Raw genomic sequence first — 15,659 nt, 5'->3', positions numbered from 1 at the left:
GCCCTGGCCGCCTCCGGCACCGGCCCCGGGCCCGTGTGGTATCCGATCTCCCGCGCCCGGCGGTCCAGCTCCTCGGCATCGGGCTCGGGGAAGTACTGCACGTACGACCCACGCCGCCCTTGCGCGTCGGTCTCCATGTACCGGACGTATTCGCCCTCGTGGTACGCAGTGGCGTCGGTGCGGATGGTGCAGTTCGTCTTGTGCCGGGTCTCGTTCGCGAAGTGCTGCCCGACCGGGATGTCCGCGAGCGGGTCCGGCACGAAGGAGCCGGGGAAGGCGTCCACCCAGCGGTCCGTTCGGTACCAGCCGGACGGCACGGCACGGTCCCGGGGCGACCCTGCCCAGCAGAGCACCAGCTCGATCCAGTCGTCCTTGCCGAGCTGCTGCACGCTCTTGCGGTGGGCGACGTACCGCGGCCCCTCGGCGCCCCAGGCCGTGTGCTTCTTGCCGTCATCGAGCCGGAAGTCCATGTAACCGGGCCCGGCGTGCCCGTCCCAGTAGTACTTCTTCGACCCCGGTGCGCCCGGTTCCGGCCGGGGGAGCTTCTTGGAGACGACGTCGCGCGTGGCGATGTTGTAGTGGACGTAGTTCTTGACCGAGTCGAGGTGGCGCTGCTGCGCTTCCAGCCCTTCCTTCCTGGCCACCTCCTCGGGACCGATCGCGGTGCGGCCGAACAGCCGCCCCGTGCCCGCGCCGACGAGCGTACGAGTGACCACCTTGCGCCACCAGGCGGGGGCGTCCGCGGTCCGGTCGGGTGCCAGACCGGGCACGCTGGGGATCCAGTCCCCCTCGATGTCGCCCTTCACGCGGACCTCGCCGACGGCATACGTGCCCGACCCGATGAAGCCGAGCGTGGCGTTGCCGCTGTGCGCCCACACCGTCCGGCCCGTCCGCTCCGCCAGCAGCCGCGGCAGGTCCAGCCCCCGGTCACCGGCGCGGGGAATGGCCAGCACGACCGGAGCGTCCGAGGCCAGGCCGGACCGTTCCAGGTCGCGCGCGACCAGCTCCACGAACTCATCGACGGTCAGGTCCCGGGTCGTACCGTCCGGCCAGGGCACCGTCACGCTGTCGTGGCCGCCCTCGGCCTCCACGATGTAGGGCCGCGAAGCGCCCGCCCACGGGGCGTCCTTCCAGTCGATCACCTCGTCGCGGCCGTCCGAACGCCGCCGCATCACCGCCACCTTGCTGGTGCGCAGCGCGCGGACCGTCTCCGGGCCCCAGTTGAGGCCCGGGAAGCGCTGGCCACCCACCGTGAAGTAGCGCTTCCGCTTGCTGGAGAGCAGGCCCTGCTGGGCGGCGTGGTACGCGCCCAGCGCGCCCAGGCCGTCCGCCCAGTCGTCCAGGTACGCGGAGGTCACCAGATCGTAGAGCCGGTCGCGGACATCGGCGTCCACGGTGGCGTTCGCGGGGAGGTGGAGGATACGGCGGGCCATGGCGTCCACGTCCAGCGGCCCGTACCGCAGCTCGGGATCGGCCTTGCGCAGGTCGTTCAGCAGCGTCAGCGGCGGGACGACGTCGACCGTCACCCGGCGCCGCAGCGCCGCCACGTCCGCGCCCGGCGGGGTGGGCTGCCCGACGTAGCGGCCGTGGCCGCGCCATTCGACGCGGAAGTCGGCGGCCTTCAGCGGAGTCGTCCCCGGGGGGAGCTTGGCCTGGATGTGCTGCAGCGCGAGGTCCAGGGCCATCGTGAATTCGTCGAACGCGGCGGCCGCGCGCTCGTCGGCCTCCGCATCCGCCTGCGGGTCGGTGCCCTCGCCGTACCCGGTGAGGATCACGGAGGCCGGCGGGATGCCCCGGTCGCGGTTGGCCAGAGCGTCCTGGGCCACCTGGTAGGCCAGCCGTCCCAGCGTCCTCCCGGTGCTCCTGGACACCTCCGCGGACTTCGGTGCGAAGGACACCGACGTCGTCCGCGGCGCGGTGGAGACGGGGGCGACGGCCGGGCTCGCCACCGGCGCGGTGTGCACCGGCAGCGTGACCTGACCGCCCACACCGGGCATCGCCTGCCCGGACGACGCCCGAGGATGCGGCCCCGGCTGCGGCTCCGGCTGCGGCTTGGCCGGCGGGACCTCGTCGAGGCCGAAGAACGACGCGGTCTCGGAGTCGAGTCCGAAGGCCGAGTCGAAGACGGAGTCGGTGTCGGTCTCGGTGCCAGTGTCGCTGGCGCTGTCGGGCCCGGGGCCGAGTGCGGGCGGTGTGGCGTCCGGCCGCGGAAGGACGGCCGTCTCTCCGGCCTCCGGGGGCGCCGGCGATATGGGGCTCGCCGGGGGCACCTCCGCCCCGGCCGGATGCTTGGCGGTGAAGCTCTGGGCCGTCGGCGCTTCCGCGAGGTGCGATGAGGGCCTCAGCGAGAGGAGCGGCCGCCGCTGCGGCCCGGGCTGGGACAGCCCGATGGGGTACGCGGTCGAGTAGACGACCCGGCCGAGCCGCTTGGCGACGCGCGACGCCAGCTCGGGGGCCAGCCGGTCGGCCTCCGGGATGGCCAGCAGGACCGGGGTCTTGAGCCCGGTGCCGAGCAACGGCCGGTCGTTGGCCAGGAGTTCGATGAAGTCCTCGACCGGGACGCGCCGCCGCAGCCCGTCGTAGTACAGCCAGATGTAGTGGGCCGGATCCCTGGGGTCCAGCGCGGCACGCACGGTGTAGGGCGTGGTCTCCGCGGCTTCCCACTCCGGTGTCGAGAGCCCGTCGGGGGTCATGACCCCCGACGGGTCGATGAGCGGCGTCTTGTGCTTGGGCGGTGAGTAGTCCCGGCCGACGATCCCCCCGCCGTCCCGGCCGCGCATCTCGGTATCGGCGGAGAAGGAGCCCTCGTTCTCCAGGTCGTACGAGGCCAGTGCCACGGTGTCGGACGCGTCACGGCCCACGGCGTACGCGATGGTGACCAGGGACCGGAGGCTGTCGCGCCACTCGGCGTCCACCTCGGCCGGATCCAGGTGCAGCGCGCGGGCCGCCAGCGCGTCCAGCTCCGGGCCGGGCGCGGGCAGCGCCTCGTAGGCCTTGACCCGTGCCCAGAACATCCGCGCGAGCTCGGCCTCCCCCACCTGGTCCCGTCCGGACAGCCCCAGGGTCTGCACGGCCGCGTCCGCCATGGCCGCCCGGGTCGCCCCGACCGCCGCCCGGTCCACCGACGCGGGCAGCGTCACGAAGTCGCTCAGCGGCGTGCCCGGGGTGACGTTCGCCGCCGCGGTGAGCACCGCGCGGTACGCGTCCTCGTCCGGGTCCGGCCCGCCGTCCGGCCGGGCGGCGACGATCCGCTGGAACAGATCGAGGGTGAAGAGCTTCGTGCCGGCGGCCCGCGGATCGGACCGCCACATGTGGTCCAGCGCCGCCGCGCCGCGCAGCAGCGTGGCGTAGTCGGGGTCGTCCGCCACGTGGGCGTCGTCGTCGACCTCGTTGCCCACTGTGAGCTTCAGCGCCCGCACCAGGCGCAAGGTGCGCTTCAGCGCGGCCTCGGACGGCTGCCCCGGCCCGCGGTGGAATCCGGCCTCCCGTGCCCGGAGCGCCAGTTCCGCGTCGTCGGGCTCCGGGAAGAAGTCCACCACCGACGACTCGTTGCCCTGCGGGTCGGTGAACAGCAGCCGGACCCATTCGGCGTCGTGGTGCGCCAGCGCCTCCACGCGGGTGGAAGCGCTCACCTTGACACCAAGCTCGTTCGAGAAGAGCTGTCCGACGGGAGCGTCCTCGAGCGGATCGGGTACGAAGGCGTCGGGGGCGGCCGCCGAGTGGTGCCGCAGGGACGGCAGACCACGGTCCACGGCGGTACCGGTCCAGCAGATCGGCAGGATCAGCCAGTCGTCCTTGCCCAGGTCCGAGAAGCTCTTGCGCCTCTTGAGCCAGCGCGGCCCCTCCAATCCCTCGGCGCGGTGCGTCTCCCCGTCTTCCAGCTGGAAGGTGACGTGGCCGGGGCCTCCGTGCATGACGAAGGTCCGGGTCTTCGCCCCCGGCTTGAGCTTCCGTTGCAGGCGGATCTTCTCGGAGGCGACCTCGGTGACGGGGTTGTAGTGGGCGTACTTGTTGATCCGGTGGGCACGCCGGAGAGCCGGTTCGCGGATGGCCAGGTCGCTGGGCGAGAACGAGGAACGCCCGGTCTGCCTGCCGGTACGGCTGTCGATCGCGGGCGAGGACACCACCTTGCGGTACCAGTCCGGAACGTTCTCGCCGGGCTCGGGCGCCATGTCGACATCGCTGACGCCCCAGTCGCCCTCCGGGAGCCCCTCCCGGAAGGTCAGGCCGATGACGGGCCGCCCGCCGTCGCCCGGCCGGGCCGTCACCTCACCGCTGTGGGCCGCCACCATGCGGTCGAAGCGCGCGGCGAGCTTCCGCGGCAGTTCCACGTCACGGTCGCCCGCGTGCGGGATGGCGAGCACGATCGGCACATCGTCCGGGAGCCGCGCCAACACCGGGTCGTACGCCATCAGCTCGACGAACTCGTCGATGTCCAGGTCCCGGGTCGTGCCGTCCGGCCACGGCACGGTGACCTTGTCGTGGGCACCGGCGGCGGCGATGACGTAGGGGGTGCCCGGCCACGGGGCGTCCGCCCAGGTCTCGGTCGGCGTCCCGGTCTTCGGGATCGTGGTCGTGCTGATCCGGGCGGTGGACAGCTCCTTGCCGGGCAGCCCCAGCCAGTCGACGCCGGTGACCTGCCGGTTCTGTCCCTGGGAGCCCGGGGCCAGGAAGCGGTGGCGCGCGTCGAACAGGCCCTGGCGGGCGGCGTGGAGCGCGCCGAGCGCCGCGACGCTGGTCGCCCGGCCGTTCCGGTGCGCCTCGACGGCCAGGCTGTACAGCTGCGCGCGCGCCGCGTCGTCCACGGGGGTGTTCCGCGGCAGGCGCAGGACGCGGCGGGCCAGCGCGTCCACGTCGTACGGGCCGTTGCGCAGCGCGGGGTCCTTGCGGCGCAGCGTGTCGAGCAGCGTCGCGGGCGAGACCAGCTCGATCGTGACCTGCCGCCGCAGCTCCTCCCGGCTCGCCCCGCCGCGCGCGGGGTGACGGCCGACGTCGCCTCCGCGGCCGCGGTCCATGAGGTCGAAGTGCTGGACGGTGAGGCGGTTCGCCGCCGGCACGTCCGCCTGGAGCGCGTCCAGCGCCAGGTTCAGCTGGTGAATGAACTCGTCGAGCACCGACTCCGCGCGGTCCTCGCCCATGGCCCGCGCCTGATCGGCCGGGCCCTCGCCGTAACCGGTGACCACGCCGGCGGGCATCGGCAGCCGCGCGTGCTGGTTCCGTATGGCCGCCACGGCCACCTCGTACGCCAGCTCCGCGATCTCGTCCACGTCGTCCTCGGACAGACTGGTGGACCCCGGCTCGAACCGGAGCGTGGTCAGCGGCGAGGGCTCGGGGCCCTGCCCGGACGCCGGACCGGTCACCGGCGCGGTGTGCACCGGCAGCGAGAACTCCTGGCCCACACCGGGCATCTGTGCCCCGGAGGCGGAGTTGGCCAGGCTGAGGGGGTCGCGCGGCGCGACCGATTCGGTGTCCGACGGGCTGTCGTAGCCGGAATCGGTGTCGGACGCATCCGCGGGTGCGGTGGCCTTGGCAGCCGGGGCCGGGCTCTGGCTGATGACCTTCATGGGGGCATGGCCCGTGGTCAGCGCCGGAGGCTCGGTACGTCCCCAGTCGTCCGCGGCGTTCGCCTGGGCCGGGTCCGCCGTCAGCGCGATCACGTGTCGCTTCGCCGCGCTGTCCGCCACCACCGCGGCGGGGTGGGCGGGCGTCAGCACGGTCCTGGCCGTCCCCTCCCGGGCGGCCAGGGCCTCCGCCATCCTGGTGCCCCCCGGGCCCGTGCTCGGCCCGACCAGGGCGATGGGGACGTTGAGCCGGGTGAGGCGCGTGGCCTGCGCGACGAGCGCGACGATCTCCTCGTACGGCACCTTGCGGGTGGTGCCGCCGGGCCAGGGAACCTCGACGTGGTCCTGGTCGCCGTCGACCATCAACACGAACACGTTCGGGTTCACGGCCGTTCGGCTCTCGCCGCTTGTCGTCGTGCCGTCGGACGACACCCGGTAGACGTCCGTGGCCAGCGGGCCGCCGAGGGGTTTGCCGGTCAGGTTGAGGCCCGTGGCCGCGCCGCTGGGCGAGGTGATCGTGTTGGCCGGGGAGAGCAGCCCGTTGCGCTTGAGGTGGTACGCGGCCAGGGCGGCCGGGTCGTGCACATCGATGCCGAGCAGCGCGGCTCCCGCCATCACCCACAGGGCCATCCGCCGCAGCGCGCCCAGGTCGGGCTGGGCACCGTCCAGGTGAAGTATCCGGGCCGCCATGGCGTCCGAATCCGGGCGGGTCATCAGCGCCCGCGTGGCCTTCGCCAGGGCCCAGAACACCAGGGGCCGGCGGGGGTCGCCCAGGGCAGGAAGCAGTTTCAGCCCCATGGCGCCGAGGTGCTGCGGGTTGAGGTGCCCCATCATGGCCGCGGTCTGGTCGAGGAGGGTGAGCGGCACGAAATCGTGCAGGGTGACCGGACCGGACGCGCCCTGCAGTCGGCCGTGTGCCTCGTCCAGTACCCGCCGGACGGTGTCCCGGAGCTCGGCGGCGTCGGCGAACGGAGTCGGCGTCGGCTTCGGCGTCCCCTGCTGGTCGAGGCGGGCCCGCACCACGAAGTCCAGCAGGTCCAGGCTGAACACGCCCGCCTCGGCCAGCTTCGGGTCCTCGCGGCGCATGGTCTCCAGGGCCCCGATCCCGCGCAGGAGCTTCTGGTACTCCCCCGACGGGTCGTCCCTGTCGGCCTCGACCTCGTGCCCGAAGACCTCGCGCAGGGCCCGCACCAGCAGCAGGGTGGTGTCCCGGTCGGCCTCCTGCACCGGGGCGGAGTCCGGCATGCCGAAGGCCACCCGCGCCAGCCGGTCGAGCACCTCCGGCTGGGGTTCCGCCCGCAGCTCCGTCCACGCCCCCAGCTCACCCCGCGACGTGGCGTTGATGCCGTGGACGATTTCGCCCGTCGCGCTGTCTGCCGCCAGGGCGTGCACCCGGTTGGGAACGATCAACGGGTGGTCTTCGCCCAGCGCGTTGACCGCCTTCTGCGCCTGGGAAATGGTCGTCAACGGGTTCGGCACGAAAGGCGCGTCGACGCCATCGTGCAGTTCGAGGGCAGGGCCCCCAAAGGCGGCGTTCGCCCAGCACGCCTCCGCCACGATCGGCGTTCCCTTGGGGAGCGCCCGCACACTCGGGCGGCGCTTCAGGTAGCCGCCGACCTGCTCGCCGGGGGTTACCTTCGCCTCGCCGTGTCCGGTGTCGACCGTGGCGTCCACCATGAAGAACCAGCCCGGGAGGCCGTGCAGCACGAAGTGGTAGGCGTCCCGGCCCTTCCACGGCGCGTCGTGCGGCGAGCTGACCGGCCGCTTGGTGACCGGGTCGAAGTGTACGTACTGGGCGTTGTGGAGGTCCTTGAGGAGGTCTTCCCGTTCGATCAGATCGGCGTCGGTGAAGATGGCACGGCCGCTCGGCCGGTTGGAACCGGGCGTGGTGAGGGTGACGCTCTTGACGTCCCGGTCCATCAGCTTCGAGCCGTCGGCCAGGACGATGAACCCGTTCCCCTCCTTGGCCCACGCACCGTCCGGGCCCAGGTCGTCGGGGCCGACGGCGATCCACTTGCCCAGCGGCTCTCCCTGCGCCCGCCGGTCCGCCGCCGGGAGGCGGTAGCGCTTGGTGTCCGGGTCGAAGAACATCTGGGGCGTGCCACTGTGCGCTATCAGCCTCCGCCGGATGCCGGCGGAGATGCCTCGCGGCATCTCCAGGCCGCCGTCACCCGCGTGCGGCACCACCAGCGTCACCAGGGCCAGGGGACCCCGCTTGGCCAGCTCCTCGTCCATGGCGAGCAGTTCGGCCACCTCATCGCCCGGAACCCGGCGCGTCGAACCGTCCGGCCACGTCACCACGATGTGGTCCCGCCCGCCCTCCGCCTCCACCAGGTAGGGACGGTTGCTGCCGGCCTGGTCGGCTCCGGGCGTGACGGGCGGCGGGGGCTGATTGCCCTTGAACGACCGGCCCACCACCGAACCGTCGTCCGGAGAGAACACCAGGGTCCGCTCGGACAGCACATCGCCCCGCCGGACGAGGTGGAACGCGCCCAGGGCCGCCAGGCTCTTGTCCCGGCCCTCGGCCATCGCCTCGCCCACGAGCGCGTACAGCTCGTCGCGCACCGCCGCGTCCACGGTGGCCGACGCGTCCAGGTGCAGGATCTTCCGCGCCAGCTGAACCGGATCGAACGGGCCGTCCTTCAATTCCGGGTCGGTCTGCCGCAGCTCGTCCAGCCGCTGCACCGCCGCCGTCCCGGGCGGCAGCTCGAACTCGACCGCCACCTGCCCGGCGGCACCCTGCCCGGCGTCCTCCCCCGGCTTCCGGCCGGACGAGGCAACCGTGAACGTGCCCTCGGCCCCGGGCCGTTGGAGCCCGGCACGGTACGCCTCCGCGACCGCCGCGGCACGCCGCCCCGCGGCCCCCGACTCCGACACCTGACCGTTGTCGTCGTAGCCGGTCACCACCAGCCGCGCCCCCGGAAGACCCGCGAGGACATTGCGCGCGCCCGCCTCGATCACACGCCCGACCAGCTCCCGCACCCGCGCCCGCTGGTTGTTGCTGGGTTTCTCGGCGCCCTCGGTGAAGTTGATCCGGCTCGACACCGGCAGCACCGACTCGACGGGACCCCAGCTCCGCTCCGCACCTCCCTGTTCCGAGAGCGACAGCGAAGCCATACCGGCGGTGGGAGCGGCGGGGACGGCCGCGCTACTGGCTTCCCCGGCCGGAGCCGCGGTCTGCTTGCTCTTCGTCCCGGCGCCGCTTTTCTTCTTCTTACCGGCGTTGGTGACGAACCTGTCGAAGCGCGGCCCGGCCCACACCCCGGTCCCGGCCACGGTGCGCATCGCGGGGGGCGCGGCGAACTCGACCGTCGTGCGCGGCGTCTCCGGGCTCGTGCCGCCGGGCGCGGCGGCCGGTCCGGTGTTCCCGCCCTGGCCCCGGCTGACGACGGTGAGATGACCGGCGGTGAGACGGTCCGCGGCCGGTACATCCGCCTGGAATCCGGCCAGCACCTCGTCCAGGCGCCCCAGGAACCAGGTGCGCGCCGCCTCCGCGCGCGCCTGACCCATCTCCGGAGCCCGGGGCGCCGGGCCCTCGCCGTAGCCGGTGATCACACCGTCGCGCAGTGGCCGCCCCGCATTCCAGTTGTCCAGGGCGTCCAGCGCCACCTCGTGCGCCAGGACATCGAGGTCCGCCATGGCGTCCTCGGACAGTGCCGTGGACCCCGGCGCGAAGTCCAGCCTGGCCGGCGGCAGCGCGGCGGAGGGTGCGGGACGGGTCGCGGAACGCGGTGCCTGGGCCGGCGCGGCGTGCGCGCCCTGGTGCTGCTGGGCCCTGCTCCACGAGCCGAGCATCCTCGTCAGCGTTTCCTTGGTCACCGCCGGGTCGAGACCCCGTTGCGTGGCATACGCCGCGACCGTCTGCTCCAGCTCGCTCCAGGTCACGGGGGCGGCGCCCTGGCGTGCCCGCTCCCACGCCGCGAAGCCCTGGATCAGCCCTTGGAACTCCGCCGCCCGCTGCGGAGTGGCGTCGATGTCGACGCCGTGGGTCTCCCGCAGAGCCCGCACCCACCGCAGCATCCGGGTGGTCCTCTGCGGCAGGTTCGCCGGCAGCCCCGCCCGATCGGCCCAGGCGTTCAGGTTCGCCCACTGCGGCTCGGGGCGGAATTCCAGGATGCGGTGCTTGGGGCGGTCCGGATCGTCGAACTTGATCAGGCGAGGCGGCATGCCCCGCTCCGCCGTCTCCACCGTGGTCTGCGCCTCCATCGCGTACACGGTCCGCCCGGTCTGGTTCGCGAGTTCCTGCGCGGCGAGGGTGCGCGCCAGCCGGTCCTTGCCCGGCCCGACCATCGCCATCTCGCACCACAGCAGCCACACCGGCGCGTCCGGCGGCATCGACAGGAGCACCGGGTCCCTGGCGAGCAGCCTGCCGATCTCCTCAGGCGAGACGGTGTGGTTCTGTCCCGTGCTCACCATCGGAACCACCGCACGGCCCCTGTCCCCGTGCCCGACCGCGACGAACGCACCGGTCAGCGACCGGGGCAATGTCCGCAGTCCGCTTTCCCGGGGGGCAGCGATGCCCACGAGTCCCTCGTCGTAATCCGTGTAGTGCGCCATGACCGACACGGTGCGAAGGGCGTCCTCCAGGGCCGCCATGTCCTTCGCGTTCAGGAAGACCCGTCCGGTCAGCGCTTGTCCGTCGATCGTGGTCAGCGCGTACGACTGGATGTCGTCGTCCTGGAACACCGTCCCGTTGGTCGCCGTGATCTGACCCCGGGGGCCCGGGATCACCATGCCCGGATCGTGGGGCAGCCACGTGCCCACCGGCTCCTGCCGCGGGTTGTCGTTCGCCAGCGCGAGCAGCCGTCGGCTGGTGCCGTCGCCCAGGGGCTGCAACCGGAAGTCGCCGTCGGTGGACCAGGCCCGCGCCCGCGCCCGGTCCGCCACCAGCCGCTCGAATTCCATCGTCCCCACGCCGGTGGCGCCGGGCACCAGCAACAGCACCGGTGCACCCTGGGGCCGGGCCGGATCGTGCGCCACGAGCTCCGCGAACTCCTCGTGGTCCACCTCAACCGTCGCCCCCTGGCCGTCACGCACCACCAGCAGGCCGGTGTCCGTGGAGTCCGCGAAGACCACATGAACCGCCTGGCCCCAGGGCGCGGGCTTCAGGTCCCACCCACCGGTCCCGGTCCTCTGGGCGACGTCGTCGAGGTGCAGCTCCGGAATGGGGCGCCCCATCCAGTTCCGCCCCAGGGGCCGTCCGTCAGGGGCGGTCAGCCCTGTCGGGGCCCCCAGGGCCCCTCTCTTCTCGAGCTGATACGCCGCCACCGCCGCCAGGCTTCCGGCCCGGTTGTGCCGTTCCGCGCTCGCCATCACCGACAAGAACTGGAAGGCGGTCTGGGGGGTGAACTGGACCGAACCGGGTATGTGCAGCACCCGCCGCGCGATCCCTTCCAGATCGATCGGCCCGGTCCCGAACCGGGCGTCCCGCGCACGCGCCGCGTCCACCAGCGCCAGCGAATTCATCATCTGCGGGAACATCTGGTGCGCGGCCACGTCCGGCCCGAACGTGGCCTCCAGCACACTCCGCAGCTGCTGCTGGTGGTTCGGCTGGTTCGCCGGCGGCGGAGCCAGGGCGCTCGTCGCCGTCGCACCCGCGACCGCGGCGGGGGCCGGATCAGGTTCGGGCGCGGGGGCGAGGTCGTGGGGCTGCGGCTGGTGGGTGCCCTCGGCGCGGTCCCAGAACGCCCGGTACCCCTCGTAGACCCAGTTCTCCTTCCGCGGGCCGGCGAGCTGGTTCGCCGGACGCGCGTGCACGGCCTTGGGGTCGGGGCCGTACAGCCGCTCCAGCAGCGGCAGCAACGCCTTCTCGTGCTGCCGCACCCAGGCGGGGCCGTTGTTCCGCCGCTGCCTGGTGAACCCGTCCCTGCCGCCGTTGGTGCCCAGGTAGGCGTTGGTGACCTGGGCGAAGTACTCGAATTCGTCGAGGGACGAGTAGTTGGGCTGCTTGCGCTTGCCGGAGGGGTCGCGCAACGGGCCGTCCGGCCAGACCGCGGTGTCCCCCTGGGCCAGCTTGGCGTGGTACGCGTTCCGGATGCGCTGCTGGTCGGCGGGCGACAGCCCGTACTTGTGGAGGGTGTGCGCGAACTCGTGGGTCGTCGTGGAGTAGCCCTCCGGGTAGGAGCGCCGTTCCGCGGGCGCGGACGTCACCTCCCCGAGCAGGTTCTCCTCCGTCACGCCCGCGGTGAGCATCCCGGCGCCACGTACCTCCTCCCACGGGCGCCCGTCGGATGTCGTGGTCCCCGCCAGGTGACGGAACGGGTCCAGCGAGGTCATCGCCTCGCCCTTCGGCACCACGACCACGCGCGCGCCGTCCTTCAGCAGCTTCACCGCCACCTCGGAGTCGCGCAGCATGCGCGCGATCTGGTCCAGCACCTCGCGCCGCGCCGACACCGGCTGGTCCACCCCGGCCGGAACCTGCACCATCAGCTGGGCTGCCGCTTCGGCGAACTCCGCGGCGGACAGCCTCTCGTGCAACCTGTCCACCAGCGCGGGATCGGAAGCCAGCCGCTCGCGATCGGCGGACGACAGCAGCGACAGCTCCCGGGCCCGGTCGCCGGGCGCCATGTCCGGCAGGCGTACCGCCAGGTCCGGGACCGGATCCGCGGCCACCGGTGCGGTACGCGTGGCATCGGCGGTGGCGGGAGCGTCGCGGCCCGCGGTGTCGGATGCGGCCGCCGAGGTGTCGGTGGTGGACCGCTCCGGGGCGGGCGCCGGGTCGGCCGGGAGGTCGCTGGACGTGGTCGCGGTCGGCCTCGGCGGGAGCGGGGCGGCCGGGGTGCTCGGCTCGGTGGGCGTCGTGGCGCCACCGGGGGTGGTGGCGAGGGGCGTCTGGCCGAGGTCCTTCCGGAGCGTGTTGGCCAGCGCGAGGCCCGACGGCGCGTCCACTCCGTTCCTCAGCAGGTGGCCGGCGACCTGCCGTACCGCGTCGCGGTACATGGCCTCGGCGTGGCGGGAGTCCGCCAGGACGGGGGCCGAGGCCAACGGCAGGACCAGGGCGACGGCCTTGTCCCAGGCCCGGTCGACATCGGCCTCGGCCGGCTGCGGTGCGGTCGTGTCCTGCGGTGCGGTCCTGTCCTGCGGTGGGGTGGTGGGCTGCGGTGCGGTGGTGTCCTGCGGTGTCGCCGCCGGGCGCGGATCGCCGTTCAGCGCCGCGTCCTTGAAGTCCGCGTACGCCACGTCCCACATCCGCAGCGAGGCGTTGGCCGCCACCGTGTCGACCGCGGCCGGCCAGGGGGTGGGCTGGGTCATCAGCAGGCGTACCTGGTCGACGGGGTCCAGCGCGCCGACGGGGATCCGCGCGCCGGGGAACGCCGCCGCCACTTCGTGCTCGGGGCCCGGTGTGACGCCCGCCGCGCGCAGCACGGCCGGGGTGACGGTGGCGTCCGGGCCGTGCAGCTGGAGCAGGTCCTCCGCCAGGCCGTCCGGCAGGTCCTGTGCCGTGAGCTGCTTCGCGATCCACTCACGCTGGGCGTCGGTGCGCTGGGGCTGCGGCGGGGCGTGGCCGGGCTCGTCCGGGTGCGCGGCGTGCGGGGGGATGCCGAGGTCGCGCAACCGGGCGGCGGCGTCGATCAGCTGGCCGTGCGCCTGCTGGGCGCGGGCCTGGGCCTCCGAGAGCGCCACGGTGCTGTCCGCGCCGGTGCCGGGCCCGGTCTCCGCGTCGCCGCCGAGTTGGTCGACGGTGCGGATGGCGTCGGCGTACCGGGTGAGCGCGTCCGTGTAGGTGCCGCGCGCCCGGACGATGTCGTCCTGGTGCTGGGCGCCCGGGGTGCCGCTTCCGGGAAGGCGCGGGGCGTCGCCGGGGTGCGGTGCGTTCTCGTCGGTGACCGGGGCGGTGTCGGCGCGCGGCCCGCCCTGCGTGCCCTGGGCGTCCTGCTGCCCCGGGCCCTGCTGGGGGTGGGGCTGCCCGGCGGGGGTCTGGTGCGGCAGGGAGTTCTGAGCCGGGTTCTTGGCCGGCATCCCGCTCTGGGGTCCGGTGGAGTCGTGCGGGGCGTCCGCGAGGTTCTCCGGGGACTCCTCGGTGGCGTCGAGGTTGCCGTCGTCGGCGAGTTCGCCGTCCGGCCGCGAGACGGTCGGGACGCTGGACAGCGGGCTGTTCAGGGCGGCGGGGTTGTTGAGCGCGCCGGGGCTGCTCGGGTTGTTCGGGCTGGTGAAGGGGCTCGGGCTGTTCAGCGCGTCCGGCGTCTTCAGCGCGTCCGGACCGGTGAGCGGGGCCATGGGGTCCGGCATCTCCAGCACGGACGCGATGTTCTGGAACTCCGGGGAGGTGTTGAGGGAGTTCGGATCCTTGAGGAGGTCCGGGCTCTTCAGATAGCCGGCCGCGGCGCTCGGAGCGGTCAGGCTGCTGGGCGGCGTGAGCGCGGAGGGCCGCGGCGCGAACGAGTCCGGCGTGTCGCCGTCGGTGCTGCCGTCGTACGACGTGACCGACGAGGTGTCCGAGAAGCCCGTGGGCTCGAAGAGGGAGGGCTCGTACGACGACTTGGATGACGTGATGGACGAGGTGTCCGAGGCGTCGTAGTCGACGGAATTGTTCTGGGGAACCGGTGTGCCGCCTGCTCCGGTGGCGGGGTTGTAGGGAGCGGGCGGAACGGAGGAGCCGGTGGTCGCGGGAGGGGGGACGGGAGGTGCGGGGGTGACGTTCTTCTGGCCGAAGTCCGAGGTGACCGTGCCGTTGCCCTCGCTGAGGCGCTTGTCCAGGATGTCGAGAGTGTTCTGCTGGTACTTGGTGAAGACGTTCCCGTCGGGGAAGGTCTTGTTGTGCAGGGACAGGGAGCCCTGCGCCGTGGGCCCCATCATGAACAATTCGGATACGGCGCTGAGGCCGGAGCCGACGAGGGACGTCCAGTCCCACTTGCCCAGCACGATCGCCGTGGCGATCGTCTCACCGAAACCCTCGCTCACGAAGTGCGAGGGGATGTCGAACATCGCGTTGTTCGCGTTTTTCTTGGTGAACAGGTTGTTGAACTGGATCTCGAACTTGCCGAAAATGTCCTTGGCGAAATTATTCTTGAAGGTCTTCGACAGGGCGTCCTTGAGGTAGTGCGAGACCGCACCGAAATGACCGATGAAGAATCCGGCCAGGCCGCCGACCGCCGCGTTGATTCCGACGTCTTTCCAGTCGATCCCGTCGGGCTTCTGATCGGGGGGATTGATGGCCATCACCAAGAGCTGAGCGGCGAGGCTCTGGATGGCCTCCTCGATCGCCTCGGACAGCGACGGGAAGAACTGGAGGTACCGCAGGAGGCGATCGATCGTCATCAGGATCGCCAGCCTGGCCCTCATCCTGGCCAGGATCATCTCCGAAGCCGACGCCCCACCGGTGAGCCAGGACACCGCCGCCAGGATCGCCAGCTCGATCATCAGGGTGATGACTTCCATGATGATGTCGAAGTGGGATTGCTGAATCTTGAGGGAGGACTTTCCCTGGTTCGCGGCGTACTGATCCATCTGCGCGGCGAACTGCTGCATGGCATCGCCGCCATTTCTGTTCACCAACTGGGACAGCGACCGCTCGTAGGCCTCCGCCACATTCGGCGGGAGGCCCCCCTTCGCCTCGTCGATGGACGCCAGCATCTGCTGACGCAGATCGAGAATTGCCGTACCGAGATCCGTGTACAGGTCACGACTTTCCCACGCCAAGGCCGCCTTCGCCTTCAACGGCTTTTCGCCGATGAGGACGAACAGCATCTTGCTGACGTCGTCCGGATACTCGATATCGAACATCTAGCGTTTCCCGTGGCCACCACTGGTGTAGTTCTCGGCGTTCACCTTGGCCGCGCCGATCTCGTCCTGGACCGCGTTGCTGGTCCGGTCGATACTGCGCAGGCTCTCCAAGGTGGCCGCCTGCAGCCCCGTCAGGAAATCGGTCAGACTGCCGAGGAACTTCTTGCAGCCCTCGTTCTGCTGCAGGTACTGCGGATTGCTCTGGCGGTAGAAATCGTCCTGGTCGTGCTCATCGCCGTTCCAGCCGGTGACCGCCTGCTCCGTCTCCTCGAACCTCTTCAGGACCTCTTTCGGCGCGCCTGCAAGTGCCTTCATCCCGTCGACGGCCCGCTTCACATCAGCAGGACGCGCCTCATAGGTGTTGTAACCACTCAT

2 protein-coding genes (1 of these 2 only partly in view) are annotated in these 15,659 nt (G+C 72.3%); both read right to left on the bottom strand.

Annotation, left to right across the window (positions count from 1 at the left end; all coding sequences use genetic code 11):
• Positions 1–15,284, bottom strand: partial view of a lonely Cys domain-containing protein gene (locus ACFZCY_RS06635; RefSeq protein ID WP_391169930.1) — the beginning only. Its footprint begins 46,093 nt before the window's first position; the window shows 15,284 of its 61,377 coding nt (coding positions 1–15,284); it begins with the start codon at positions 15,282–15,284; its stop codon lies beyond the left edge, outside the window.
• Positions 15,285–15,659 carry a hypothetical protein gene (locus tag ACFZCY_RS06630; protein WP_391169929.1) on the bottom strand — a complete coding sequence of 125 codons (375 nt, stop codon included), beginning with the start codon at positions 15,657–15,659 and terminating at the stop codon, positions 15,285–15,287.

This window comes from Streptomyces sp. NPDC007983 (assembly GCF_042958345.1).
Classification (GTDB): Bacteria; Actinomycetota; Actinomycetes; order Streptomycetales; family Streptomycetaceae; genus Streptomyces.
Note: the sequence above shows the minus strand (reverse complement) of the source record. Positions and strands in the feature narration are given on the sequence as shown.